General features: G+C 65.8%; 22 protein-coding genes. 10 read left to right on the top strand and 12 right to left on the bottom strand.

What is annotated here, in order from left to right; translation table 11 throughout:
- Positions 1 to 174 precede the first annotated feature (174 nt).
- Positions 175 to 546, bottom strand: coding sequence for a 5-carboxymethyl-2-hydroxymuconate Delta-isomerase (locus KHO22_RS07215; RefSeq protein WP_211946415.1), 372 nt, complete (start codon positions 544 to 546; stop codon positions 175 to 177).
- Between the two features lie 144 nt (positions 547 to 690).
- On the opposite strand from KHO22_RS07215, the gene KHO22_RS07210 reads away from it, so the two are divergent.
- Positions 691 to 1,221, top strand: coding sequence for an MgtC/SapB family protein (locus KHO22_RS07210; protein WP_211946414.1), 531 nt, complete (start codon positions 691 to 693; stop codon positions 1,219 to 1,221).
- Positions 1,222 to 1,326: 105 nt separating this feature from the next.
- On the top strand, positions 1,327 to 2,241 hold the full coding sequence (gene rocF / locus KHO22_RS07205) for an arginase (protein ID WP_211946413.1): 915 nt from the start codon (positions 1,327 to 1,329) through the stop codon (positions 2,239 to 2,241).
- A 74-nt stretch (positions 2,242 to 2,315) separates the two neighbouring features.
- Here the strand turns inward: rocF and KHO22_RS07200 are convergent, their stop codons facing one another.
- Positions 2,316 to 2,909 carry an HAD domain-containing protein gene (locus KHO22_RS07200; protein ID WP_211946412.1) on the bottom strand — a complete coding sequence of 198 codons (594 nt, stop codon included), beginning with the start codon at positions 2,907 to 2,909 and terminating at the stop codon, positions 2,316 to 2,318.
- 189 nt (positions 2,910 to 3,098) lie between these two features.
- Complete coding sequence (locus tag KHO22_RS07195; RefSeq protein WP_211946411.1) at positions 3,099 to 4,700, bottom strand: methyl-accepting chemotaxis protein; 1,602 nt, start codon at positions 4,698 to 4,700, stop codon at positions 3,099 to 3,101.
- 280 nt (positions 4,701 to 4,980) lie between these two features.
- On the opposite strand from KHO22_RS07195, the gene KHO22_RS07190 reads away from it, so the two are divergent.
- Positions 4,981 to 6,816, top strand: coding sequence for a phosphodiesterase (locus KHO22_RS07190; RefSeq protein ID WP_211946410.1), 1,836 nt, complete (start codon positions 4,981 to 4,983; stop codon positions 6,814 to 6,816).
- Positions 6,817 to 6,822: 6 nt separating this feature from the next.
- Here the strand turns inward: KHO22_RS07190 and KHO22_RS07185 are convergent, their stop codons facing one another.
- Positions 6,823 to 7,575, bottom strand: a complete 753-nt coding sequence (locus KHO22_RS07185) for a response regulator transcription factor (protein ID WP_211946571.1) — start codon at positions 7,573 to 7,575, stop codon at positions 6,823 to 6,825.
- A 280-nt stretch (positions 7,576 to 7,855) separates the two neighbouring features.
- Here KHO22_RS07185 and cls point away from each other — a divergent pair, with 280 nt between their 5' ends.
- The 4 genes from cls to KHO22_RS07165 all read left to right on the top strand — a co-directional run bounded on the left by cls (position 7,856) and on the right by KHO22_RS07165 (position 11,039).
- Complete coding sequence (gene cls / locus KHO22_RS07180) at positions 7,856 to 9,289, top strand: cardiolipin synthase (RefSeq protein ID WP_211946409.1); 1,434 nt, start codon at positions 7,856 to 7,858, stop codon at positions 9,287 to 9,289.
- Between the two features lie 92 nt (positions 9,290 to 9,381).
- Positions 9,382 to 10,038, top strand: a complete 657-nt coding sequence (locus tag KHO22_RS07175) for a TetR/AcrR family transcriptional regulator (RefSeq protein ID WP_211946408.1) — start codon at positions 9,382 to 9,384, stop codon at positions 10,036 to 10,038.
- A 293-nt stretch (positions 10,039 to 10,331) separates the two neighbouring features.
- The gene (locus tag KHO22_RS07170; protein ID WP_230426767.1) at positions 10,332 to 10,769 is read left to right on the top strand and encodes a hypothetical protein; all 438 of its coding nucleotides are present in this window, start codon (positions 10,332 to 10,334) and stop codon (positions 10,767 to 10,769) included.
- 75 nt (positions 10,770 to 10,844) lie between these two features.
- Positions 10,845 to 11,039 carry a hypothetical protein gene (locus tag KHO22_RS07165; RefSeq protein ID WP_211946580.1) on the top strand — a complete coding sequence of 65 codons (195 nt, stop codon included), beginning with the start codon at positions 10,845 to 10,847 and terminating at the stop codon, positions 11,037 to 11,039.
- On the opposite strand, the gene KHO22_RS07160 is transcribed toward KHO22_RS07165, so the two are convergent.
- Complete coding sequence (locus KHO22_RS07160) at positions 11,036 to 11,455, bottom strand: hypothetical protein (protein ID WP_211946569.1); 420 nt, start codon at positions 11,453 to 11,455, stop codon at positions 11,036 to 11,038. The genes KHO22_RS07165 and KHO22_RS07160 overlap by 4 nt on opposite strands.
- A 531-nt stretch (positions 11,456 to 11,986) precedes the next feature.
- On the opposite strand from KHO22_RS07160, the gene KHO22_RS07155 reads away from it, so the two are divergent.
- The gene (locus KHO22_RS07155) at positions 11,987 to 12,979 is read left to right on the top strand and encodes a Dyp-type peroxidase (protein WP_211946407.1); all 993 of its coding nucleotides are present in this window, start codon (positions 11,987 to 11,989) and stop codon (positions 12,977 to 12,979) included.
- Between the two features lie 206 nt (positions 12,980 to 13,185).
- Here the strand turns inward: KHO22_RS07155 and hutG are convergent, their stop codons facing one another.
- From hutG to KHO22_RS07130, 5 genes are all read right to left on the bottom strand, one after another.
- Positions 13,186 to 14,130 (bottom strand): formimidoylglutamase, encoded by a 945-nt coding sequence (hutG, locus tag KHO22_RS07150; RefSeq protein WP_211946406.1) that lies wholly within the window; start codon positions 14,128 to 14,130, stop codon positions 13,186 to 13,188.
- Positions 14,131 to 14,132: 2 nt separating this feature from the next.
- Complete coding sequence (locus KHO22_RS07145) at positions 14,133 to 14,894, bottom strand: amino acid ABC transporter ATP-binding protein (protein ID WP_230426766.1); 762 nt, start codon at positions 14,892 to 14,894, stop codon at positions 14,133 to 14,135.
- Positions 14,891 to 15,559, bottom strand: a complete 669-nt coding sequence (locus KHO22_RS07140) for an amino acid ABC transporter permease (protein ID WP_211946405.1) — start codon at positions 15,557 to 15,559, stop codon at positions 14,891 to 14,893. Before KHO22_RS07140 ends, KHO22_RS07145 begins: the two co-directional genes overlap by 4 nt.
- Before the next feature lie 18 nt (positions 15,560 to 15,577).
- Positions 15,578 to 16,345, bottom strand: coding sequence for a glutamine ABC transporter substrate-binding protein (locus KHO22_RS07135; RefSeq protein ID WP_211946404.1), 768 nt, complete (start codon positions 16,343 to 16,345; stop codon positions 15,578 to 15,580).
- Between the two features lie 80 nt (positions 16,346 to 16,425).
- Complete coding sequence (locus tag KHO22_RS07130; RefSeq protein WP_211946403.1) at positions 16,426 to 17,220, bottom strand: IclR family transcriptional regulator; 795 nt, start codon at positions 17,218 to 17,220, stop codon at positions 16,426 to 16,428.
- 172 nt (positions 17,221 to 17,392) lie between these two features.
- Here KHO22_RS07130 and KHO22_RS07125 point away from each other — a divergent pair, with 172 nt between their 5' ends.
- Entirely contained in the window at positions 17,393 to 17,983 is a 591-nt protein-coding gene (locus tag KHO22_RS07125) for an HD domain-containing protein (protein WP_211946402.1), read from the top strand.
- A 37-nt stretch (positions 17,984 to 18,020) separates the two neighbouring features.
- Here KHO22_RS07125 and hisN read toward each other — a convergent pair whose 3' ends face one another.
- Complete coding sequence (hisN, locus tag KHO22_RS07120) at positions 18,021 to 18,812, bottom strand: histidinol-phosphatase (protein ID WP_211946401.1); 792 nt, start codon at positions 18,810 to 18,812, stop codon at positions 18,021 to 18,023.
- 85 nt (positions 18,813 to 18,897) lie between these two features.
- Positions 18,898 to 22,338, bottom strand: a complete 3,441-nt coding sequence (locus KHO22_RS07115) for an adenylate/guanylate cyclase domain-containing protein (RefSeq protein ID WP_211946400.1) — start codon at positions 22,336 to 22,338, stop codon at positions 18,898 to 18,900.
- Positions 22,339 to 22,995: 657 nt separating this feature from the next.
- On the opposite strand from KHO22_RS07115, the gene KHO22_RS07110 reads away from it, so the two are divergent.
- Entirely contained in the window at positions 22,996 to 26,505 is a 3,510-nt protein-coding gene (locus KHO22_RS07110; protein ID WP_211946399.1) for a pyruvate carboxylase, read from the top strand.
- Positions 26,506 to 26,761: the final 256 nt, after the last annotated feature.

Raw genomic sequence — 26,761 nt, 5'->3', positions numbered from 1 at the left:
CTTAACCAAGGTCAAACTGGCGCCGGGGGTGGCCGTCTAGAATCCAAAGCGTCATGGGTGCGGGGGCGCTCCCCATGGCAACTGGCTGCCGGAGTCTTCCCGGAAGCCTCGCCCGCTGCCAGAGATGGCCGCGGGCTTTCTTTTTTGAGCGCCGTGCCGTGGGCACGGCACGCGTCAGCTGCCCACGATCTGCTTGGCGTAGCTGGCGCGCTCCATTTCACATACTTCGACGCTGATCTGCACGCTCTGTCCTTCGGCGGTGGCGGGGCGAACCGCCTCGGCGATGACGTCGCAGACGTCCTGGCCCAGCGCGCGCCTGACCGCCAGTTCGCGGCCATCCAGGATGGACAGGCGTGCGTGCACGAAGGCGCGCTCGGCGGCCTGCACGCCTTGGCGGAACGTGGACAGCGTGGTGCAGCGCGACTTGATATCGGCCTCGCCGAATTCGCCCGACGCCAGCAGCGCGGCGTTGGCCTCGTCGAGCAGTTCTTCGGGCGAACAATTGAGGCGCGTGTTTTCGGTGATTTCGATGACGAGATGGGGCATGGCAGCTTAGGGTAAGGCGGTACAAGCCGGGCCGCAGGAGCCCGGGACGAGTTGCCATGATAAGGGCATTCGGCCGTCATGCCCGGTTGCCTGAGGTAAGCTTGCGTCAGCGCCTGTGGCGTCTGATCGGCCACAAGAACACCTATGGAAAACATCAGCTTCGAAATCTTCCTGCGCCTGTTTTGCGGCTTGCTCGCCGGCGCCGTGATCGGCCTGGACCGCAACCTGCGCGGCAAGGCCGCCGGCATGCGCACACTGGGGCTGGTATCGCTGGGCGCGGCAACGGCGGTATGCCTGGTGACGCAGTCCGGACATCCGTTGGACGCAGTCTCGCGCGTGCTGCAGGGCCTGCTGACCGGCATCGGCTTCCTGGGCGTGGGCGTGATCGCCCGCCATGGCACGCACCAGCGCCCGCAGGGACTGACCACAGCGGCGGCAATCTGGCTGGCGGCCATCCTGGGCGCGGCGGCGGGCGCGGGTTACTACGTGGTCGGCGGCCTGGCGCTCGTGCTCGGCATGGCGCTGCTATGGATGGGCGGGCGCCTGGAAGCGCGGCTGCATCGCGTGCTGGATCCGATCAACGGGGATAAGCATGCCACTCGCGACAACGGCGATGCGGGCAAGCAGGCGAGAAGCGACGACCGCGGCGATCACGAAGACGATATCTTTCCGTGAGTCGCCGGGATCGGGAACCTTGCACCGCGGCAAGTTGCCAGACCCGACAGGGACGGCGTTTTTCCACCATCGCCGTTACCTGTCCAACGCGCACAGGAGGCCCCCATGAAGCCGATTACCCTGTTTGGTGCGCCGACGGATGTCGGGGCGAGTACCAGAGGCTGCACCATGGGTCCCGAGGCGCTGCGCATTGCCGACATCGTTCCGGCCCTCGCCAGGATGGGATTGGATGTGCGCGATGCCGGCAATATTGCCGGTCCGGTCAATCCGCTGGCGCCGCCCGTGCAGGGCCTGCGCCACCTCGATGAGGTGGTGGCATGGAATCGCGGAGTATTCGACGCCAGCACGCGCGTACTCGAAGAGGGCAGGATGCCGGTCCTGCTGGGTGGGGACCACTGCCTGGCGGTCGGGTCGGTGAGCGCCGTGGCGCGCCACTGTCGCCTGGCAGGGCGGAAGCTCGTGGTGCTCTGGCTCGACGCGCACGCCGACGCGAACATCGGGTCCAGCACGCCGACCGGCAATATGCATGGCATGCCGGTGGCCTGCCTGTGCGGCGACGGGCCTGTGCCGCTGACCATGCTCGGGGGCCAGGCTCCGGCGGTATTGCCGCAGGAAATCCGGCAGGTGGGCATCCGCAGCGTCGACGCGCAGGAAAAGCTGAGGCTGCATGCGTTCGGCCTGAAGGTGTTCGACATGCGCTTTATCGACGAGTACGGCATGCGCCAGACCATGGAGCAGGCGCTGGCCGGCGTGGACGACGACACCCACCTGCATGTGAGCTTCGACGTGGATTTCATCGATTCCGCCATTGCACCGGGCGTCGGCACGATGGTCCTGGGCGGCCCGACCTATCGCGAGACGCAGCTGTGCATGGAGATGATCGCCGACACGGGACGGTTGTCGTCGCTCGACGTGATGGAACTCAACCCTGCCTGCGATGTGCGCAACGAGACGGCAAGGCTGGTGGTGGACTTCCTGGAAAGCCTGTTCGGCAAGTCCACGCTGCTGCGGGCACGCTGACGGCCTGCCTCGCAGGCAAAGACAAAGCGAAGGGGCGCCATGGCGCCCCTTGTGCATCGTGTGTGATGACGCGCTCAGGCGTGCAGTGCCACGGCGGCAGCCGGCTGCGCAGGGGTATCGAAGCGGGCGGGTTCTTCGCGCGCCAGCCGCTGCAACTGGGCCAGCTTGGCCCGCAGACCTGCGTCGAGCCGCGGCGGCGGCAACAGCGTGGACGGGCAGGCCACGCCAAGAATGTCCAGCGCCTGCCGGAAGTTCGCGACCGTGAGGCCCTCGGCCGGGTCGACGCTGACCAGGTGTTCGCGCTGCGCTTCGGTCATCGATTCGGCCGGCGCGCAGGACACGATCACATAGGACGACGGCATGGCACGGCGGGCAAAGTATGCGTCGATCTCTGCGCCGTGACCGCCTGCCACGGGCGGCGTCATGCCTTCCACCTGCAGGTCGAGCTGTTGAAAGACGGCGGCCGGCGTGCCGCGCCGCCAGGCGTCCGAAACCACCACGCGTGCCCCGGCCAGGCCGAAGAGCCGGCGGATATAGCCCAGCGCGATGGGATCGAAGAAGTGGACATCGCGCAAGGTGCCCGAGTCGGGAACCCCGCCGAGCCGGGCCTGGGACCGGTCGGAATACAGTACGCCGGGTACGTCCAGCATGATGAGTCGTTCGGACATGATTTCCTTGGGGTTACCCGTGGGTTGGTGTGAGCAAAGATTACTCGGCAACCCGGGGCCTGCGCGTAACAACGCCGCCCCCAAGTGAAACATATCTGTAACTTCATCGCGGAACTCGTAAATGCCGGTTACCTCTCAATGTCAAATGTTTCCGGCTGACACATCTATACGCCTGTCCGCGTCCGCGGGCTAAAAGCGGAAGCGCGCCACGTCCTGCTCCAGCCCGGCTGCGAGGGCGTCCAGGCGCTCGGCCTGTGCTGCCACGGTATCTACCAGCTCCGCGTTCTGTTGCGCGGTTTGCTCGAGCTGGCCGACCGAGTGTCCTACCGTGCGTACGCCCAGTGCCTGTTCGTCGGCCAGTCCGCAAAGCTGGCTGGCCAGTTCGTGGCTGTGGCTGACGGCGGAGTCGATGCGACCCATTGCACTGACCACCTCCGTGGTCAGATGCGCACCGCGCTCGATCTCGCGCGTGGCGCTGCCGACGATGTCGCCGATTTCACGGGCCGAACTTGCGCTGCGCTGCGCCAGTGCCCTGACTTCCTGCGCCACCACCGCGAAGCCGCGCCCGGCCGGGCCGGCGCGCGCGGCCTCGACGGCAGCATTCAGGGCGAGGATGTTGGTCTGGAATGCAATGCTCTCGATCAGCGTGACGACTTCGGCGATTTGCCGCGAATGCACGTGCACGGCCTCCATCGCGCCGCTCATCTCGCGCACCACTGCCGAGCCGGAGTCAGCGGCTTCGCGCGCCCGTTGCGCGACACCGCTGGATTCGGTGGCCTGCGCGTGGGATTGTTCGACCAGTCCGGCCAGGCGGCGCACGCTCTCGGCCGCGCCAGCCAGTGCGGCGGCCTGCTGGTTGGTGCGTGCCGCGAGGTCGTGGTTGCCGGCGGCAATGCCGGCGCTGGCGGCGGTGATGTCCTGGGCGGAATCGCGGATGCGTGCCAGCACGCCGGCCAGCTGGTCGCGCATGCGCGAAAGCAGGCCCAGCACGCTGTGCGCGTCACCGTTACGCAGACGGATGTCGCCCGTGAGGTCGCCGGCCGCGATGCGCGTGGCGGCCTCCGCGGCGTCCGCCGGTTCGCCGCCAAGCTCCGTGGTGAGACTGCGCGCGGCGAACCATGCCAGCCCGGCTGCGGCGACAAGGCTGGCGGCCAGCAGGCCGATCATCAGCGCCTGCGCCGTGGCCTGGCGCGAGCCGACGCTGGCCATGGTGCCGGCCGCCTGCCGCTCCTGGCGCGCGCGCGTATCTTCCATCATGCCGCTGAGCTTCGTGAGCTGTTCGGCGACAAAATGGCCGTCTACGGAAACTGCGCTGTCGAACTGCAGCGGGTCCAGCGGTTGCTGCCGTACCAGTGCAACGTAGGCCTGCAGCAGCTTGCCGGCCTGGGCGCGCTCCGGCTGCAGGCGCTCCGCCTGTGCCGGTGCGGCGTGCCGGATCCCGTCGAGCGCGGCATCGAGCCGGCCCAGCGCGGCGTCGATGTCGGCGGCGGCCTCATCGCGTTCGGTGCCGCTGGTTGCCATGGTCACGGACAACTGGGCGCGGCCCAGCCGGGCCAGTGCCGATTGCGCCCGCTCGGCGGAGATCGCCCCGTGCATATCCTGTCGATACAGGGCGTCGCTGCGCTGGCGCAGGTCGATAAGGTTGACGATGCCGGTCACGCCTACCGCAGCGCCGAACAGGTACACCAGCGCGAACGCGGCGCACAGTCGCGCCAGCAACGGCAGGCGCGTAAACCGCGATGCCCGGCGGGCACGATCCGTCGGCCCGGACAACTTGAGTGACTGCAACATGAATACGACTCCGGCGGGCATGGTGCCCGCATGACATGTCCGTCGGATCGCGCAGGTGCTGGCACAGTGGCTGGCACCGGAATCCCGGACGTTCCTGACCCCGGCCGGGCGATCGCGCTTCTTTGCAGAGTGTGCGCGCGGGCCTCGGCCGGCACGGATAGTCGGACAGAAATGTGACGATGACGTGACACATGCCGGGTATTGCCGATGTCATATTGGCGTCACATTATTGTCATGAAATGTGCGCCGGGCGCTTGCCCTGCAATTTTCCGGTCACTTTATGCCAGGCTCGCCCGCCGCCATGCCTCCTCATAGGCACTCCGAGGCACGTTCTTCCTTGCCATTCCAGTTGTCATCACTGCCGCCCCTGCATGCCGTGTTTCAGCCCATCGTGCAGGCCGAATCCGCGGAAATGCTGGGCTATGAAGCGCTGATCCGCGGCCCGGCCGGCTCGCCTTATGCCAGTCCGGAGGCGCTGTTCCAGCTGGCGCAGAACCCCGCGGGCACCATTGCGCTGGAGATGCATGCCGCGCGCACGGCGCTGGCGGCCTGGGGCGCGCTCGATCTGCCGGGCAAGCTCTTCCTCAATTTCAGCCCGCTTACCCTTCGCCATCTGCTCGCCGGGCGCGGCAACGGCCTTTCCATGCTGATCGGCGCAGGCATCTCGCCGACGCGCCTCGTGGTTGAGGTCACGGAACAGACGCCGATCGGCGATGCGGCCAGCTTCGGGCAGGCCATGGCTGTGCTGCGGGAACTGGGCATGCAATACGCGCTGGATGACTTTGGCACCGGCCATGCGAACCTCGATCTGCTGGCCCAGTTGTCCCCGCAGTTCGTGAAGATCGACAAGTCGCTGATCCGCGGCATCGCGTCTTGCTCGCGGCGGCTGGAGATCCTGCGCGGCGTATTGCGCATGATGGGGGCGTTTGGCGGCCGTGTGATCGCCGAAGGCGTCGAGGATGAAGAGGAACTGGCCGTGGTCCGCGACCTGGGCGTGGCGGGTGCGCAGGGCTACTACCTTGGCCGGCCGGAGACCGAGCCGCCCGCGCAGGCCGGCATGCATGTCAGGCGGGTCCTGACCTCGCGCCAGATCGCGGTGTTTCCCCAGATGGTCCGTTCCGGCTGGTCGGGCATCACGGCAGGGCGGTTGCTGCGCGCGGCGCCGGCTGTCCTGCCCGGTACAGCCAATGACGACGTGCTGCGCGCGTTTCAGTCGCAGCCGGAACTGCAGGCCGTGGCAATCGTCAGCGAAGACCAGAAGCCGCTGGCCATCATCAACCGGCAGAGCTTCATGGACCGCTACGCCGCGCCATTCCATCGCGAACTGTACGGCAAGAAAGCCTGCATTACCCTGGCCAACCGCGAGCCCGCCTGTTTCGACCTGCATGCCGGGCTGGAAACCATGACGCAGATCCTGGCCGGCGAGAACCCGCGCTCACTGGCCGACGGCTTTGTCATCACGAGCCAAGGGCGCTATATGGGCCTGGGCACGGGGGCGGACCTGGTCCGTGCGATCACCGAGATCCGTATGGAGGCTGCGCGCTATGCCAACCCGCTTACCTTTCTGCCCGGCAATATTCCGCTGAACCAGCATATCGACCGACTCATCGAAGCCGGCAATGCCTTCTGCGCATGCTATGTCGACCTGAACCACTTCAAGTCCTACAACGACAAGTACGGCTACTGGGAAGGCGACGAGATGCTCAAGGGCGCCGCAGCCATCCTCACCGAGGCTTGCGACCCGGCACGCGATTTCCTTGGGCACGTCGGCGGCGACGATTTCCTGGTGCTTTACCAGAGCGCGGACTGGTCGGTGCGCGTGGGCGCGGCCATTCGCCGCTTCAACGACGCGGCGCGAGACATGTACACGCCGGCAGACCGCGCCGCGGGCGGCATCCATGCCGAGGACCGCAACGGTCAGCCGGCCTTTTTCCCGCCCGTATCGATGGCGGCAGGCGTGGTGCGCGTGGAGGCGGAGGCGGTCAGCGGGTTGCGGCGCGCTGGCAGCCAGCGGATCGGCGCTGCGGCCGCGGCCGCAAAGCATGAGGCCAAGCGGGCCGCCAACGGCCTGGCGGTACTCGACTTCCGGGCGCTGGCAGGCCGCCTGCCAGCGTAGGCGGGGTCAGGGCACGGTCAGTGCGAGTGGCTTGCCGGAAAGCGGATTGGGCAGTCGCATGGAAACGCCGTCGTCATGGACGTCTAGGCGATAGCCATGCGCATAGACCACCGTGATCGAAACACCAATCTCCGGACTGAGCCGCAAGGCCTTGCGCAGGCGCGACATCAGACCGGCCAGTGCGCGCGACAAAGGCGGCAGTTCACGGTGCCAGATGGCCTGTTCGATGCGGCGGTTGGCCAGCACGCGTCCGGCATTGGAGAACAGCAGCATGGCCAGGTCGAATTCCTTGGGCGTCAGGGTGATGCGTTCGCCGTTCAGCGTCGCGAAGCGGCCCACGCTGTTGAGTTGGTACGGGCCCGCGCGCACCACCAGCCCCTGCCGCTGGCGGTCGCCAGTGGCGCGCCGGCGCAGCGCAGCCATGCGCGCCAGCAGCACGCGCGTGCTCGGCGGACCGCAAAGGTAGTCATCGGCGCCGGCGTCCAGTGCCTCGACCAGTGCCTCCTCGCTGCTGCTGCCGCCAAGCATCATGATGGGCAGATCACGCGAGCGCGCGCAGCGCACGGTGCGGATGACATCGATGGCAGCCGTGCCTGGCAGTTCGTCGTGGATCAGCAGCATGTCGTACGAAGCCAGGCTGACGCCCTGGATGAGCGCGCGCGCGGAGGCAAAGACATTGCATCGGAAGCCTGAGCGGGCCAGCAGGTCCGGTACGGCTTTCAGGTGCGCTGACTGACCGCTCAGCAGCGCGATGTTCATAGGGTCAGGCATAGGGTGGAGGCAGGAATCAGGAGATCGGGTTTCTGATTCGGGAGCGTATTAAGGCAAACGCTGCATAACAATCGGACAAATCCGATTCCGGCTGGAAACTTGAGGTGACGCAGAGGCTTGGCTCGATTGCGTTGCGCGGCTTTCACTAGGGTGGAAGCGGGCAATCGGGGCGGTGCGGGGACTTGGCGCCGCGGCCGGCACTTTGCTGTGCCAAAATAGGACTTATCGTGATCCGGTTCCGCATGGTGGGAACCTGGGAAGCCTGCACATGCTAAGCGCGAGCGTTGTCGCGACGGTCGTCCTGATTTTCCACGTCATCGGCGTGCTGGCTGCCTTGCACGCCGTCATGACGGTGCGCACGGCGCCGGGCGCGATCGCCTGGGCAGGGTCGCTGGTGATGATGCCGTATTTCGCGCTGGTGCCTTACCTGATCTTCGGCAGGAGCCGGTTCGCCGGCTATGTCAACGCGCGCCGGTTCAACGACGACCGGCTGCGGGAGATCCGCCACGGCATGACGCCCGCAGACCGCGAGGCGCGCAGCGCCTGCGTGGTGCATGCGCCGGAGCAGGTCTGCATGCGCGCCCTGCCGCGGCTGACGGGCATGCCGTGCCTGGCCAACAACGATGTGCGGCTGCTGGTCAACGGCACGGCAACGTTCGATGCCATTTTCAAGGCGGTGGCCGCCGCCACGCAGGTGGTGATCGTCCAGTTCTTCATCGTCCACGACGACGTGCTTGGCCGGCGCCTCCAGGCGCTGTTGTGCGAGCGTGCGCAGGCGGGCGTCAAGGTCTATTTCCTCTACGACAGCATCGGGTGTCACGCCTTGCCGCGCGGCTACGTGAAAACGCTGCTCGCGGCCGGCGTCGAGGCGCGCGCGTTCTCCACCCACCGTGGCTTTGTCAACCGATTCCAGCTCAACTTCCGCAACCACCGCAAGCTTGTCGTCGTGGATGGCGCGCAGGCCTTCGTCGGCGGGCACAACGTTGGTGTCGAGTATCTGGGACAGCGGCCGCCACTGGCGCCATGGCGGGACACGCATATCAGCGTGCGCGGCAGCGCGGTGCTGGACCTGCAGATGGCGTTTGCCGAAGACTGGTACTGGGCCGCGCGCGAAGTGCCCTACCTGCTGATGCCGCCGCCTGAAGAGGTCGGCCGCATGACCTGCCAGGTGGTGCCTACCGGCCCGGCCGATGCGCAGGAGACCTGCTCGCTGTTCTTTGTCGAGGCGATCCAGGCGGCGAAGCACAGGGTCTGGATCACGTCGCCTTACTTCGTCCCGGACGAGGCGGTCTTCGCCGTGCTGCGGCTGGCGGTATTGCGCGGGGTGGACGTCCGCATCCTGATCCCGGCCCGCCCGGATCATCTCGTGGTCTTTGCCGCGTCCACGCTTTACGCCCACCAGGCGGTAACCGCCGGTATCAAGCTGTACCGATACCAGCCAGGCTTCCTCCACCAGAAGGTCATCCTGATCGACGACGACGCGGCGGCAATCGGCACGGCGAACCTGGACAACCGCTCATTCCGGCTGAACTTCGAACTGATGGTCATGACCGCCGATCGGGCCTTCGCCGGCCAGGTCGCCGAGATGCTGGAGGCCGACTTCGCGCTTGCGCGGCGCATCGGCGTCGAAGAGTTCCTCAGGGCCCCGGCCCCGCTGCGCGTCGCGATGCATGTGGCGAAACTGTTTGCGCCGATCCTGTAGCCGCAGCAGCGGAACTGCGCCGTCGCATCCTATTGTGTACACTGTTCACTATTGGTTGGGCAAGATAAGAACAGCATGTACTGGGGGAAATCATGAGCCGGATTGCTTCACCTATGCCGGCCCGCGAGACGTATCGCCACGGCGACTTGCGCCGCGCGCTGCTGGAAGCCGGGATCGACCTGGCGCGCGAAGGGGGACCGGACGCCATTGTCCTGCGCGAAGCCACGCGTCGGGTTGGCGTGGTGCCCAACGCGGCCTATCGGCATTTTTCCAGCCGGCAGGATTTATTGCAGGCCGTGCGTGCGGCGGCGCTATCCGCGCTGGCCATCGCCATGGAGGCGGAACTGGGCGGTATCCGTCCCGGCAGCAGCGGCGCGGCGCTGGCTCGCGCAAACCTGCGCGCGGTCGGCACCGGCTATCTGCGTTTTGCACTGGCCGAACCCGGCTTGTTCCGTACGGCTTTTTCGGTACCGGACGAGGTGGAGACCGATGCCGATCCGGCAAAAGCGGGGCACGGCGGGCTGAATCCTTTTCAATTGTTGTCGGCGGCGCTGGACCGGATGGTCGAAGCGGGGATCCTGCCGGCGCGGCGGCGTCCCGGTGCCGAATACCTGGCCTGGTCCGCGGTACACGGTCTGTCGATGCTGCTGCTCGACGGGCCCTTGCGCGGACGGGAGCCAGCGCAGGCCGAGGTGCTCGGGCAGCGCCTGATCGATATGGTGGAACAAGGACTCCAGGCGCCGGGCTGAGGGCACCGGCTCAAAAAAATGCCACGACGGCGGGAACCATCGTGGCAGGGCAAGGAACCAGGAAAGGGGAGCCCTGGCTCCGTCGGGGCACCCGCGGGACGGGTGCCCGGCAAATCTATTGCGTTAGTTCTCATCAGAAAATCGGATAAGTCCTAAATTTGTTCATGAATTGTGTCTTTGGACACCAGGTCTGGCGATCCGCGCGCGGGACGCTTGGGGGATAGACCCGAGGCGCCGTGGGTCTAACAGGTATCAGGCGGGTACTCCGGCCCGCCGGCGGCATTGGATGGATCATGCGATACACGGTCGGCGGCATTTTCACGACGGCAGCGATGACCGCGCTATTGGCAGGCGGGCTATTGGCGGGTTGCGCGGTGTATCCGGACTATTACGGCGGTGACTATCTTGCCTACCCCGCCTATCCGGCCGGCTCGCCGTACTACAGCGGGTATCCCGTGACGCCAGGCTATCCCTATTACGGTCCGGGTTACGGTGGTTACTATGGCAGCTTCGGCTACATCTATGGCGGAGGACGATGCTGCTGGTACGGCGGCCACGGCGGCTGGCACGGTCACGGTGGGGGCTGGCATGGCGGCGGGGGCTGGCATGGCGGTGGCGGCTGGCATGGCGGTGGCGGCTGGCATGGCGGTGGCGGCTGGCATGGCGGTGGCCGCGGAGGCGGGCGCGGGGGCTGGGGCGGGGGCGGTTCCCACGGCGGACATGGGCGCTGAACGCAACGCGGATCTTGTCAGGGCCGCCGCGAGGGCTGGCCTGCGCACACAGGCCGCCAGCAGAGGAGTGTTGCCATGAGCACACGAGTACCAGGAAATGCGCCGAAGTCCGGCCGGACGCATGACAAGCCTGTGCCGGCGACGCCTGACGAGCAGATCGAGCGCGAACTGGATGAGGCCCTGGAAGAAACCTTTCCGGCCAGTGATCCGGTTGCAGTGGATACCGAGGTGTTGCGCCCGCAGAAGAAGCCGTCGCGGAGCAAGGCCTAAGGCAACTGCCGCAACTGTCCGATGACGGACATCAGCCGGCCATGCGCCACGATGACGCCGGATTCATCCTGCAGTGCCTCCTGATAACGCTTGCGGAACGTGCCGTCCCCCTTTTCGCTGAACAGCCGTTCGGCGGCACGCGCGACGGCGCGGCAGGTTTCATCGTGGTGTTCGGGTGACTCCAGTTCTTCGTCGATCTCGATGATCAGGCGCGACAGCGGGTCAAGCCAGCGGAAGAAACTGTCTTCTGTCACCCGTTGCACAAACAAGCCTGCGGGGATGGGGCCGTTCAGGCGTTCGTACTGCCCGCGGTCATAGCCGATGACTTCCTTGTGGACCTGCAGCAGCGCGGCGCGCAGGGCCTGCAGGCCCGAGCGCCGTGTTTCCTGAGTAGCTAGGAATTGTTCGTTGGGCATGCCCTTCTCCATGTTCATGGCCCGTGGGCAGGCAAGCGGAGGTGCATCCAAGGGCGAGCCGCCGATGCCTGCAGAGAATTCAGAGCGCAAGCGCGGACAGTTCCCTGTCGGTGCCCGGTTTTGCCTGCCAGTATAGGCAGGGTGGTCCGTGCGCCGCGCTAGCGATATACCCGTATTGCAGCGTTGATCGTCGGGCGCCCTTGCACGCGTATTGCTGCACGAATCAGTCCGCTCACATGGCATGCGGCATTGTCCGGCAATCGTGCTCGCCAACGCGTCAAGACGGCCGGGAAGGTGCCGGATGATGCTCGCTCCCCATGCGCGCCAGCGTAACCCGGTACTTTCTTACCGAAAAGACTGCAAGGCTTCCACGCGGTTCGGCTGACCGGACCATAGAATGCAAAGGTCCGCGCTTCCCGACAGGGTTGCACCGGATCAAAGCCCGCGGCATGCAGTGCAACCACGGCATGTCAGGGTCAAGCCCCTTCGTTCCGTGCCGCATGGAACCAACCTGGATAGGCGAACTCTCCAATGCCAGAGAACCTCCCCGCGCCTCAAGCCGTTGATAGCCCCATCACAGGCAGCGCCATCTTCATCGTCGCCACCCTTGGCGCAGGAAACGAGCATGCCGCCACCGTGCGCGCGTGGTGCGCAGACGTAGCCGGCCTGGTTCGTGCCGTGGGAAAGCGTGTTCCGGACGGCAACCTCTCATGCATCTGCGGCTTCGCCTCGGATGCGTGGGATCGCCTCTTCGGCGGCCCGCGCCCGGCGTCGCTGCATCCGTTTCGCGAATTCGGGGAAGGTCACCGCCGCGCGGTGGCCACACCCGGTGACGTGCTCCTGCATATCCGCGCGGATCGGATGGACCTGTGCTTCGAACTCGCCGCGCAGCTGATGCACGGGCTCGGTGGTGCCGTATCCGTTGTCGACGAAGTGCACGGCTTCCGCTACTTCGACATGCGCAGCATCATCGGATTCGTCGATGGGACCGAGAACCCTGCCGGCGATGACGCGGTCCGGTTCACGATCGTCGGAGACGAGGATTCACCGTTCGCAGGCGGCAGCTACGTGCTCGTGCAGAAGTACCTGCATGACATGGCGGCGTGGAATGACCTGACCGTCGAGGCCCAGGAGCGCATCATCGGCCGCAGCAAGCTGTCGGACATCGAACTCGATGAAGCGGCCAAGCCGTCCTGGTCGCATAGTGCGCTGACGACCCTGGTCGAAGATGGAGAAGAGGTGAAAATCCTGCGCGACAACATGCCGTTTGGCCAGCCGGGCAAAGGCGAGTTCGGGACTTTCTTCATTGGTTACGCGCGCACGCCTGCGCCGATCGAGCAGATGCTGGAGAACATGTTCGTCGGGCGGCCACCGGGCAACTATGACAAATTGCTGGACTTCAGCCGCGCGGTGACCGGGTCGCTGTTCTTCGTCCCGTCCGCCGACATGCTGGAAGCCCTTGCCGGGCGCGAACCGGATGCCCGCGCTGTGGCAGCGCAACCGGTGGGCTCCATGGGTTCCTGAGCTTGCCCCTGGTCTCGGGTGGGCCGGGCATCCACCGGCGGTCTTATGCCGGAGGCGCTGTCTAGCACCCCGCGCGCAGCAACCCGGCCCATTGCAGGATAGCCGCCCCTGAGACGGGGTTTCGATCACAGTTCGCGCCGGCGCACCGGAGTACAGCGGCGCTGACGCGCCCAGGTCGGGCCGCGAGGCGGCGGCGTGACTGCCTGTCAGCCAAACAGGCGCCAGGCCAGGCGTGCCGCCACGCGTGCGCCCTGGTGGTCGCGGTCATACTGCGGGTTGTATTCCGCCAGGTCGGCCACGCGCAGCTTGCCGCTGCGGCGAGCGAGCAAGGCCACTTCCTCCACCACGGACAACGGCACGCCATAGGCGGCGGGTGCCGACACGCCCGGCATCACGGCCGCCGGCAGTGCGTCGAGGTCGATGGTCAGGTACAGGTGGTCGGTGGCATCGATGCGCGCCGCCAGTTCCGCGAGACGCGAGGGCAGGTGGCGCTCCTGCATGTCCACGTCTTCCACATAGCTGACGCCCAACGCATCGGCGCGCCCGAAGAGCGCCGGCGTGTTGCTGAGGCGGCTGACGCCCAGGCAGACATAGTCGAACGGCTGCCCGCGCTCCGCGCACGCGTTGGCGATCTGGTCGAACGGCGTGCCGGAGCTCGCGGGCCGGCTGGTGCGCAGGTCGAAGTGGGCGTCGATATTGATGATGAGTACACGACCGCCGTCGTCCCGCGCATCCAGATGCGCGCGCAGGCCTTGCCAGGTGCCCCAGGCCACTTCATGGCCGCCGCCCAGCACCAGCGGAAGCCCGCCGCGCGCCAGCACGTCGCGCACGGTTTCCGCCAGCGCCAACTGGGCCGATTCCAGGTTGCCGTCTTCACAGCCGACATTGCCGGCGTCATACAACGCGGACAGCCCGTGCGCCGGCACGTTGGCCAGCGCCTGGCGGATGGCGTCCGGGCCGTGCGCGGCGCCGGGGCGGCCCTGGTTGCGCAGCACGCCGGCGTCGCAACTGAAGCCAAGCAGCACCGGCGCGCCGCCAAGGGGCGCCGGGTCTGCCGCTTCCAGCGCATGCACAATGCGGAACAGGCGCGTGGTGTCGCCGCGCTCGCCGTGATCGACACGGCCCTGCCAAAGATTCTGGGTCACAGCCATCCTCACGCCCGCGTCAGCACGGCCTGCAGGAAGCCGCGCGTGCGTTCCTGCGTCGGCGCCGAGAAGATGACCGACGGCGGCCCGGCCTCGATGATGCCGCCGCCATCCATGACCACCACCACATCGGCCACTTCGCGGGCAAAGCCCATTTCATGGGTGACCACGACCATGGTCATGCCTTCGGCCGCCAGCAACTTCATCACCTGCAGCACTTCGCCGACCAGCTCCGGGTCCAGTGCCGAGGTCGGTTCGTCGAACAGCATCACGCGCGGTTCCATGGCCAGTGCGCGGGCAATGGCCACGCGCTGCTTCTGGCCGCCCGACAGGCTGGCGGGCATGGCGTGGGCCTTGTGCGCAAGGCCGACCTTCTCGAGCAGGCGCATTGCCTTGCGCTCGGCTTCTTCGCGCGAGACGCCGCGCAGCATGCGCGGACCCACCGTGACGTTGTGCAGCACCGACAGGTGCGGGAACAGATTGAACGACTGGAACACCATGCCCACTTCCGTGCGCAACTGGTTCAGCTCGTGCTCGCCGATCAGCTGGCCTTCGGTCACCAGCCGCTTGCCGACGATGTCGATGGTGCCGGCCTCGGGTTGCTCCAGTCCGTTGCAGCATCGCAGGAAGGTGCTCTTGCCCGAGCCGCTGGGGCCAATCACGACCACGACCTGCGACGGCTCCACATCGAAGTCGATGCCGCGCAAGACCGTATGGCCGCCGAACGATTTGCCCAGGTTCCGGATCCGGATGATTGCGGAATCGCTCATTGCACCATGCCTCCCATGCGCAGCCGTTGTTCTGCGCGTTGCAGGATCAGCCCGGCCGCGCTCGTCAGGATCAGATAAACCAGTGCGATCGCCAGATAGACTTCCAGCGACCGGTACGACACGCTGATGATCTTCTGGCCTTCATGCATCAGGTCGGCAATGGTCAGCAGCGACACCAGCGCCGAGTTCTTGATCAGGGCGATGAACTCGTTGCCCAGCGGCGGAATCATCCGCACGATGGCCTGCGGCAGGATCACCGCGCGCATGGCCTGGCCGGCAGACATGCCGATCGAGCGGGCCGCTTCCATCTGGCCCTTGTCCACCGACTGGATGGCGCCGCGCACGATTTCCGACACATAGGCGCCGGAATAGATGCCCAGCCCGATCACGCCGCACACAAAGGCCGGCAGCAGGATGTCGAATTGCGGCAGCCCGAAGAACAGCAGGAACAGCTGCACCAGCAGCGGCGTGCCGCGGATGAACGTCACATAGGCCGTACAGAGGCCATAGATGACGCGACGCTTCGGGTCCAGCCGGCCGATGCCGACCAGCAGGCCCATGATGCAGCCCAGCACCAGCGCGCACGCGGTCACCTCCACGGTAATGATGGCGCCGTGGAGGATGTCAGGCCAACCGGCAAAGACAGGAGAAAAATCCAGTTCCATGATGATGATCCGCGCGGCTTACTTGGCGGCTGCGCTGGCGGCGCTGCCAAACCACTTCTGGGTCAGCCTGGCGTAGGTGCCATCGGCCTTCACCTTGGCCAGCGCGGCATTGAGGGCGCGCGTGAGCTCGGGCGTGTCCTTGCGCACGGCCATGCCGTATTCCTCGGTAGTCAGGGGCTGCTCCACCATGCGCAGGCCGCCGCGGGTCTTGACGTACTGCATCGCGGCCGGCTTGCCGGTCACGGCCGCGTCGGCACGGCCGATTTCGACCAGGTTGAACATTTCCTGGTTCTTCTCCACTTCCACGCGTTGCACCTGCGGGTACGTGTCGCGCAGGAAGCTGACCGACTTGGTGCCCACCTGCACGCTGACCTTCTTGCCGTTCAGGTCGGTCGGGGTGTGGATGGTGGTGTTGCCGCTCTTGACCAGCGCCACCAGGCCGCCCGTGTAGTACGGCTCGGTGAAGTCCACCACCTTGCGGCGCTCGGGAGTGATGTAGATGCCGGACACGGCCATGTCGAAGCGGCGCGAGACCAGCCCGGGGACCAGGCCCTTGAAGTCGATGTCGGTCCATTCCACCCGCTTGCCCATCACCTTGGCCATGGCCTCGACGAGTTCCACATCAAAGCCGGTGCGCTTGCCGTTCTCGATGAATTCCATCGGCGGGAAGGTGGCGTCGGTGGCCACGCGCAGCACGGCACTGTCCTCGGCGTGGGCGGCGGCGCCGAAGGTCAGGCCGATCAGGGCCGTCAGGCCGGCCATCAGGCATTTGCGACGAAGGTTCATGGAGGTCTCCTTTTCTCGGGAACGAGGGATCCGCCGTCGCAGGGGTCTGTCGACGGCGGCGGTAATGGTTTGCCTTGTGTTCAGTAGGACTGCAGCCGCGCGGAAATCCGCATCGCCGCGGCCAGGGTCATGTCGATCAGCGCGCTCTCGCGCCCTTGCCGTCGCGTGGCCGGCACCATCAACGTGATGGAGCCCAGCGCATCTGTCTTGCCCCGGCGCGAGAAGAGCGGGGCGCTCACGCCCCAGACACCCGGGTCCACCGCGCCTTCGCTGACGGCGTAGCCGGTCTCGCGAATGGCGGCCAGTTCGGCCAGGAGCCGTTCGGCTTCGTCCGGCTCGCACAGGGCATGGACCAGACGCTCGCGCGCTTCGTCGCGCATGAACGCCAGCAGCGACTTGGCCGACGCACCGGCACGCAGCGGCACGCCGCGGCCCTTTTCGAACGAGCAGCGCAGCGACTGGCGGCTTTCCACCATCTCCAGGCACACGGCGTGATCCTTGACGGCGACGACCAGGCCCACGCTTTCACCGGACTGCTGCGCCAGGAGCCGCATGTCGGGCAAGGCTTCGCGGGCCAGGTGGGAGGCCATGTCGAAGCCGAGCGCCAGTTGCAGGCTGATCGGGCCCGGCGCGTACTCGCCGTCGGACTCCAGCACGAAGCCCCAGCGCTTGAGCATCACCAGTTGGCGGTAGAGCGTGCTCTTGGGCAGTCCGGTCTTGGCTACGAGTTCCCGCACCGTGATCGGCGCGCCGTGTTGGGCCAGGGCCGCCAGGACGAACAGCACGCGATCCGCACCGCCCGCGGGCTGGCCGGATTCGCCTGGCGTGGAGGTAAGAGGCGTCACGGCGCCAGGGTTGTCGACAGCATTCAGCATAGGGACGAAGCATAGGACCTCATTCCCAAAAATCAAAACCACCAGTCCCAGGAAATGGGAATGCGTGGCTAGGGATAACCCTTAAATCCCTACAATGATTGTGCCAAGTGCGTGGGGCGCCGCTGCGTCACGGTTTGCTAGACTTTCCAGACACCCAGCCTTTGTATTCAACGTGAACCCGTCCAACCTGGAACGCCAGCTGTCCTTCCTCCGGGAGATTGACCGGTTGAAGAGCGTCGTACGGATGTCGCCGCTCATTGACCAGTCGCGTCGCGAGAACAGTGCCGAGCATTCCTGGCATCTCGCCATGTACGCGCTAGTCCTGTCGGAGCATGCGGCAGCGCCCGTCGATGTGACTCGCGTGGTGAAAATGCTGCTGATCCACGACATCGTCGAGATCGATGCGGGCGATGTGCCGTTCCATGTCCCCTCGACCCATGCAGGCCAGGCTGAACGAGAGCAACTGGCGGCGGAGCGCATCTTTTCCCTGTTGCCGGAGGCGCAGGCTGCGGAGTTTCGCGCGCTCTGGTTCGAGTTCGAGGCAGGGGAAAGCGACGACGCAAGGTTCGCCAAAGCGCTGGACAGGTTTCAGCCCATGCTCCATAACGCCGCGACAGAAGGCGGTACCTGGGTCGAGTGTGAAGTCACCGAAGAACAGGTCATTGCGCGCTGCCAGCACCCAATCGAACGCGGCGCGCCGGCACTCTGGCAGGCCGCCGCCAGGCTTGTAGAAGAGCACTTCCGCAAGCCCGACGCTCAATGAGCCGGTGAGGGGCGAGGGGGGCGGTAGCGCGCATTGCTCAGCCTTGCCCGTTCAGCAGCCGAAGAATCTCCGCATGCACGCGGGCGTCGCCACAAGCGACCACAGCCCCGCCTTGTTGCGGGTCGCCGCCGGTCCAGCTGGTCATGATCCCGCCGGCGCCTTCGATGATCGGGATCAGGGCCTGCACGTCATAAGGCTGCAATCCCGCCTCGACTACGGCGTCGACCTGGCCTGCGGCGACCATGCAGTATCCGTAGCAATCCCCGCCGTATCGCTGCAACCTGGCCGCCCGCGCCACGCGCTGGAAAGCGTCCCATTGCCCGCCGGCTTCAAACATGTCGGGAGTGGTACAGAGCAGCTTGGCCTCCGAGAGCGACTTGCAGGGCTGCACCTGCAATGGCTTGCCATTCATCCAGGCCTGGTTGCCGTCGCCGGAAAAGCGCTCGCGCGTGAACGGCTGATCCATGACTCCCAGTACCGGATGCTGGCCGTCGTTGAGTGCGATCAGCGTGCCCCAGAGTGGTAGCCCCGTGATGAAGGCGCGCGTCCCGTCGATCGGATCCAGTACCCACGAGAACGGCTCGGTCCCGGTAACCCGCTGTTCCTCTTCACCCAGGATGCCGTGGGTGGGGTAGGTCCTTCGGATCAGGTCGCGCATGGCACGCTCGGCTTCCCGGTCGGCTATGGTAACGGGATCAAAGCGTGTGGCGCCTTTGTCCACCACTTCCAAGGCCGCGCGAAAATAGGCGAGTGTGACAGCGCTTGCTGCATCGGCCAGGCGGCCGGCAAAGGCGAGATATTCGGCGTGCTGATCTGTGTGCATTGGCATGGCGATTCAAACGTACGGCGTAGTGAAATGGTGCTCGCGATTGTAGCCCTGGCATCGGGCCGCAACAGGCTCGGGCGGCCCTTCCTCAAACCAATCGCGGAGCGACTGCCGGTGCACCGTGCGCGGCCATGGCATCCTGCATATCCGGGCTGTCGAAGCCCTCGGTGAATGTGCGTCTGATCCCGTCCAGCATGGCATTGGCCGGCTCCGTCCTGCCTTGTTGCCGCCAGAGTCGCGCGAGGCTCAGCGCCGCGCGCAACTCGAACGACCTGGCATGCTGGCGGTGGGCGATGGCGATCGCACGGCGAAAACACGCTTCGGCCTCCGCGTGCCCGGCAGCCTTGAGCTGGTGGGGGCTCGCCCCTTGAAGCAGCAACTCCCCCCTGATCCGATGCCACTCTGCTTCGCAATAGTGCTCCCCGGCCGCTTTCACCGCGCGGGCAGCCTCATCCAGAGCGCTCAGGCCCGACTCGATCTGGCCCATGCTTCCATAGGCCTGGGCCAATAACTCGTGGAAGTGGGAATGGCCCAGCGCTGCGCCCGTAGCGTGGTGAGCGGACAGCCCGGCGTGGATCTCCGCGATGCCCGCCTGATGCTGTCCCTGCCCGGCAAGGGCCCAGCCGCGAAGGACCGTCGCCCACGCGAGCCAGAATGGGAAGCCTTGTTCGGTCGAGAGGGCGATCGCGGCGTCCGCGTATTCCTGCGTGAGCCTGAGATCGCAGCGGAACTGGTGCAACTCCGCCGCCAGGCAGAGGGCATGAGCCAGGCTGAATGGGTGCGAAAGATTGCGGGCCAGCACGATGGACGCCTGTGCGCGCTTGCAGGCCTCTTCAGGGTATCCCAGTGTCCAGCGGACCAGCGCCGCGGTGGATTGCGCGCGAAGCTCCGGATCGACGCCATGGAAGTTCGGGTGCGGGTGGCGGGGTTCCGCGTCGTACAGCGCCAGGGCATCCATCAGATGGGCATCCGCGGCCCTGAACCGGCCGGAGTAATACAGCGTGGTTCCCAGCAGGACATGGGCTTCGCCCACTAAATCCGGATCATTCGCGTTTCTGGCCAGGCCGAGAAGTTGCTTTCCCAACTTGTAGGCCTTGCCATGTTCGGCGCGCAGCGAGAAATAGGTTCGTAATCCCACCTGCGTCGGAAAGAGCTGCGAGGTTTCGCCCGCCTGTCCGCACAGGGCCAGGGCACGGCTGTAAGTCGCCTCCACTTCGGACGAGGCAAAGCCCCTGGCGGCAATCAGCGCGGGCCCGATGGCAAGCCGCAAAGCGAGTTCCTGGCGTACGCGTTCGGGCGTATCGGGCTGGCGCTTGAGCAGTTCCAGGGCAGCATTCAGGTGGTGGATCGCTTCCTGGTAGGCCGAGCGCTGGATGGCCTGTTGCCCGGTGCGGTGAAGATACTCCACCGCTTTCGGGTCGTTTCCGCTCAGGCTGTAGTGGCGCGCCAGTTCGCTGTAATAGTCCTTCAGCTGGGGCTGGAACAGGGCCTCGATTGCCTGGGCCGTGCGCTCATGCAATGCGGTGCGCTGTTCCCTGAGCAGCGAGTTTCCCGCAACTTCCTGGGTCAGCGCATGCTTGAAGGTGTATTCGGTGTCGGGAAACGAGGGCCGCTCGTAAATGAACTCGCCAGCCTCGAGATGGGCCAGGAGCGGGAGCAGCTGGTCATCCGGCTGGGCGACCACCCGCTGGATCAGGCGCAGGGAAAACTGTTTCCCGATCACGGCAAGGCTCTGCAACAAGTCTTTCTCGGCGCGGGGCAGCCGGTCGATGCGGGCAGCCAGTACGCCCTGTACCGTGGTCGGGATATGCAGCCTGCTCGGGGTCTGCTCGATGCGGTAATGGCCAGGCTCGCCCTGAATGACTGTTTCCTCCGACAAAGTCTGTACCACTTCCTCCATGAAGAAGGGGTTGCCCTCGGTCTTGTCCTGGATAAGCGTCTTGAGAGGCGTGAGCGAGGGTTCCTCGCCGAGCAGGGCAGTGAGCAGTTCCCTGGCCTCTACCTGACCCAGCGGATCGAGCCGAAGGTGGGTGTAACTGCCGCGGTGGCTGAAATCATGCTGATACTCGGGCCGATAGTTCAGCATGAGCAGGATCCTGGCGTCTGGCAGGTGCTCGACGAGGACATCCAGGAAGGCTTCTGTTTCGCTGTCCAGCCATTGCAGGTCTTCGAACAGCAGCTCGAGCGGCTGGTTGCGGCTCTCGCGGACCAGCAGGCGCGTGATCGCGTCGAACGAGCGTTGGCGCCGGATCAGCGGGTCCATGTTCGGTAGCGCCGAACCAGGCTCGGCGATGCTCAGCAAATAGAGCAGGTAAGGCAGCACGTCTTCCAGTGCACGGTCCAGCATCAGCACTTTGCCTGCGACCTTTTCCCGGCACTTGCGTTCATCGTCGTGCGCATCGATCTGGAAATAGTTCTTCACCAGCTCGATCAATGGCAGATAGGCAAAGGATTTGCCATGCGAGACCGAGAAGGTTTCCAGCACCAGGCAGCCTCGCTGCGACAGCACCTTGAATTCGTGGAACAAGCGGGATTTCCCGACCCCGGCGTCGCCGGCCACTCCGACAATCTGCCCCAGTCCTGCCTTGGCCCGATCCAATGCAGCCTGCAATTGCTCCAGCTCGGCTTCGCGCCCCACGAAGCGCGCCAGGCCGCGGCGCTGCGCCACTTGCAGGCGCGTGCGCAGCACCCCGGGGCGCAACACCTCATAGACCGCGAGAGGCTCCGGAATGCCTTTCACCTGGGTCGCGCCAAGGGCTTTGAAGTCGAAATATCCCTCGGTCAGCTTGCAGGTGGCATCGCTGACGAGAATGGACGCTGGTGTCGCGATGCTCTCCATGCGCGAGGCGATGTGGATGGTGTGCCCGACCGGATCGTAGTCCGTGTGCAGGTCGTCCCTGCGGATGGAACGCACCACCACTTCCCCGGTGTGGACGCCAACCCGGATCTGAAGTGGTATGCCTTGCTCCAGCCGGATGCGGTCACTGTGACGGCGCATGGCGTCCTGCATCCGCAGCGCTGCATACAGCGCGCGCTGGGGATGGTCTTCGTGGGCGATCGGGGCGCCGAACAAGGCCAGTATGCCGTCGCCCAGGGACTTGGCCACATAGCCCTCATAGTGGTGCACGGCTTCCATCATCAGGGCCACGACCGGATCGATCAGGCGGCGTGCCTCTTCCGGGTCGAGGTCGCGGATCAACGCCGTGGAGCCAGCCATGTCGGCAAAGATGGCGGTGATGGTCTTGCGTTCGCCGGCAGGGGCTCCCCTGGCTTCCATGGCGGCCTGCTCGGCCAGAATGCGCTCGGCCAGGTGGCGCGGCGTGTAGTCGATGGGCGCGGGGGGCGTCGATGCCGTGCCGGGCGGCAGTTCGGCGGAGACCGTCAGGGATGCGCCGCATTCGATGCAGAACTTGTCGCTGGAACCCGCTTCATGGCCGCATTTCGGGCAGCACCGGGCCAGCCTTGCTCCGCATTCCCTGCAGAATCGTGCTTCGGCGCAGTTCTCGGAACCACAACTCTTGCAGTGCATTTCGCTCTCTTCCGTTCCTGCCCTAATCTAAGACGATTAAATGCCTTCTCTTCTTGGGTAGCAATGGCCGACACGTGCCGATTGCATCGCACGGATCGTGTCGCAGCGCCGTTTCACGGGGTTTCATAGTTGAAATGATGAAACCCGACGATGAAATCCTGTTCACCCATCGGTTCGGCAATACCGCATGAAAACAATGACTTAGGCGCATCGTGCGGCCTTGGTGCGCTTCTTGCGGTGTCGGTGTATTGATGGGGCGAAAGGAATCGCGCCCCGCATATCTCGTATTGAATTCGCCATCGCGTGGCGTCAAGGGTTTGAGGAGGAGTGCAAGGTGACGTACTACGGAAAGATCGAAGCAGGCGCGGAGCGTGAGCCTGCCGCTGATGGAAGCAAGCTGCATGCGGGTCAGGCACTCGGCGAAAGTGGCAATCGCACTGAGGCGCCACCGCGGCGTTCGCATTGGGCATGGGCAGCCGCAAAGGGACACCACGACTGGATGGATTCGCACACGCCCTTTGCCCGCCACGAATAGAGCCACAGAGCCACAAATAGCGGTCCGTTCGCTCTGGCTCGCCAACAGGGGGAGCCAGAGTCTCCGATACCAAACCAAGCCGTGCCTCTTGCGCATGGCGGACTCGTTTTCTATTCGCCCCCATGGACTACACCCCGATCAAATCCCTGCTGATTGCCAACCGCTCCGAGATCGCGATTCGCGTGATGCGCGCCGCGGCCGAGATGAATATCCGCACGGTGGCGATCTATTCGAAAGAAGACCGCCTCGCGCTCCATCGCTTCAAGGCGGACGAAAGCTACCTGGTTGGCGAGGGCAAGAAGCCGCTGGCGGCCTACCTCGACATCGACGACATCCTGCGCATCGCGCGGCAGGCCAAGGTCGACGCGATCCACCCGGGCTATGGCTTCCTCTCGGAAAACCCGGATTTCGCGCAAGCCGTGATGGACGCCGGGATCCGCTGGATCGGCCCGTCGCCGGAGGTCATGCGCAAGCTGGGGAACAAGGTGGCGGCGCGCAATGCCGCGATCGAGGCGGGCGTGCCCGTGATGCCGGCGACCGATCCCTTGCCCAGGGAGCTCGACGAGTGCAAGCGCCTGGCGGCGGGCATCGGCTACCCGCTGATGCTCAAGGCGAGCTGGGGCGGTGGCGGGCGCGGCATGCGCATGCTGGAGAACGAGCAGGACCTGGAAACCGCGCTGCCGGCCGCGCGGCGCGAGGCCTTGTCGGCATTCGGCAATGACGAGGTGTATGTCGAGAAACTGGTGCGCAACGCGCGCCACGTGGAAGTGCAGGCGCTCGGCGATACGCACGGCAATCTGGTGCACCTGTACGAGCGCGACTGTACCGTGCAGCGCCGCAACCAGAAGGTGGTGGAGCGCGCGCCGGCGCCATACCTCGACGACGCCGGCCGGGCCGCGCTGTGCGATGCGGCGATGCGGCTGATGCAGGCGGTCGGGTACACGCATGCGGGCACGATCGAATTCCTGATGGATGCCGACTCCGGCCAGTTCTATTTCATCGAAGTCAATCCGCGCATCCAGGTCGAGCACACGGTCACCGAGATGGTGACCGGGGTCGATATCGTCAAGGCGCAGATCCGCATCACCGAGGGCGGCCATATCGGCATGACCGAGAACACGCGCGATGCCGACGGCAAGATCGTCGTGCGCGCGGCCGGCGTGCCGGAGCAGGCGGGCATCTCGCTGAACGGGCATGCCCTGCAATGCCGGATCACGACCGAGGATCCCGAGAACGGCTTCCTGCCGGACTATGGCAGGCTCTCCGCCTACCGCAGCGCCGCGGGCTTCGGCGTGCGCCTGGACGCCGGTACTGCCTACGGCGGCGCAGTGATCACGCCGTACTATGATTCGCTGCTGGTCAAGGTCACCACGTGGGCGCCGACCGCCCCCGAGTCGATCCGGCGCATGGACCGCGCGCTGCGCGAGTTCCGCATCCGCGGCGTCGCCTCCAACCTGCAGTTCCTCGAGAACGTCATCAACCATCCGGCCTTCCGCTCCGGCGAGGTCACCACGCGCTTTATCGACAAGACGCCGGAACTGCTGGCCTTCACCAAGCGGCAGGACCGCGCGACCAAGCTGCTGCGCTATCTCGGCGAGGTGTGTGTCAACGGGCATCCGGAAATGAGCGGCCGCTCGCTGCCGCCGCTGCCGCTGCCCAGCCCGGTGCTGCCTGCGGTGGATACCGCCGGCCCGCTTCCGACCGGCACGCGCGACCTCCTGCGCGAACTCGGCGCGGAGAAGTTCTCGCGCTGGATGCTGGAGCAGAAGCGGGTGCTGCTGACCGACACGACCATGCGCGATGCGCACCAGTCGCTGTTCGCCACGCGCATGCGCACGGCCGACATGCTGCCGATCGCGCCGTTCTACGCGCGCGAACTGCCGCAACTTTTCTCGATGGAGTGCTGGGGCGGGGCGACGTTCGACGTGGCGCTGCGCTTCCTGAAGGAAGACCCGTGGCAACGTCTCGAGCAACTGCGCGAGCGCGTGCCCAACATCCTGTTCCAGATGCTGCTGCGCGGCTCGAACGCGGTCGGCTACACCAACTATGCGGACAACGTGGTGAAGTTCTTCGTCCGCCAGGCCGCCAGCGCCGGCGTGGACGTGTTCCGTGTCTTCGATTCGCTGAACTGGGTGCGCAATATGCGCGTGGCCATCGATGCCGTGGGCGAGAGCGGCGCGCTGTGCGAAGGCGCGATCTGCTACACGGGGGACCTCTTCGACGGCTCCCGCCCCAAATACGACCTGAAGTACTACGTCGGGATCGCGCGCGAACTGCAGGCTGCCGGCGTGCACGTGCTGGGCATCAAGGACATGGCGGGGATCTGCCGTCCGCAGGCTGCCGCCGCGCTGGTGAAGGCGCTCAAGGAAGAGACGGGCCTCCCCGTGCATTTCCACACCCACGATACCAGCGGCATTTCGGCCGCTTCCGCACTGGCTGCCATCGGTGCCGGCTGCGATGCGGTCGATGGCGCGCTCGATGCGATGAGCGGGCTCACCTCGCAACCCAACCTGTCGAGCATCGCGGCGGCACTGGCCGGCAGCGAGCGCGACCCCGGCTTCGACCTGGAGCGTCTGCATGAGGCGTCGATGTACTGGGAGGGCGTGCGTCGCTACTACGCACCGTTCGAATCGGAGATCCGCGCCGGCACGGCAGATGTCTACCGCCACGAGATGCCCGGTGGCCAGTACACCAACCTGCGCGAGCAGGCCCGCTCGCTCGGCATCGAGCATCGCTGGACCGAGGTGTCGCGCGCGTACGCCGATGTCAACAAGATGTTCGGTGACATCGTGAAGGTCACGCCGACCTCCAAGGTGGTTGGCGACATGGCACTGATGATGGTGGCCAACGACATGAGCGCCGCGGATGTCTGCGATCCGGCCCGGGAGATTGCCTTTCCGGAATCGGTGGTCTCCCTGTTCAAGGGGGAACTCGGCTTCCCGCCCGACGGCTTCCCGGCGGAACTCTCGCGCAAGGTCCTGCGCGGGGAGCCGCCCGTGCCTTACCGCCCGGGCGACCGGATTCCCGCGGTTGACCTGGACGCGGTGCGCGCCGAGGGCGAAGCGGCGTGCGAGCAAGCGCTCGACGACCGCCAGCTCGCTTCCTACCTGATGTACCCGAAGCAGGCGATCGCCTACCACGCGCACGTGCGGACCTATAGCGATACGTCAGTCGTACCGACGCCGGCCTTCCTGTACGGCCTGCAGCCCCAGGAAGAGGTGGCCATCGACATCGCGGCGGGCAAGACCCTGCTGGTTTCCCTGCAGGGGATGCATCCCGACGCGGAGGAGGGCAACATCAAGGTCCAGTTCGAGCTGAACGGACAGTCACGCACGGCACTGGTCGAACAGCGCAGCACCGCGCAAGCGGGGCCGGCACGTCAGAGCCGGGCCGTTGCCGAGCCTGGCAACCCCTTGCATATCGCCGCGCCGATGCCGGGCTCGATCGTGACCGTGGCGGTGCAGCCCGGGCAAAAGGTCGCGGCTGGCACGACACTGCTGGCGCTCGAGGCGATGAAGATGGAAACCCACATCGCGGCCGAGCGCGACTGCGAGATTGCCGCCGTGCACGTGAAGCCGGGAGATCGTGTGGCCGCGAAGGATCTGCTGATCGAACTGAAGGGAGCGGATTGACATCGGGCGAACGGGTTGCGTCCATGCTGGTCGCCAGCCCTTTGCCTTGATCTCGATGGGGCAATCTCGTGATTGCCCCATCATTTCCTGTTTCATGCGTTGCCGGTGCCGGTAAGCACCGCACACTCGCTATTTTTCCTGGTTCCCTCATCACAGCAGTCCGGCAGGGACAACTGGAGACCTTCCTCAGCGAAGGCACGACCATCGAGGCAGGTTGCCCTCCTGGTCGTCTGCACCCACCGCGGCACTGATCGGT

Source organism: Cupriavidus yeoncheonensis, assembly GCF_905397275.1.
Taxonomy (GTDB): Bacteria; Pseudomonadota; Gammaproteobacteria; order Burkholderiales; family Burkholderiaceae; genus Cupriavidus; species Cupriavidus yeoncheonensis.
The sequence above is the reverse complement of the archived record's forward strand: the minus strand, read 5'-3'. Positions and strand labels throughout refer to the sequence as shown.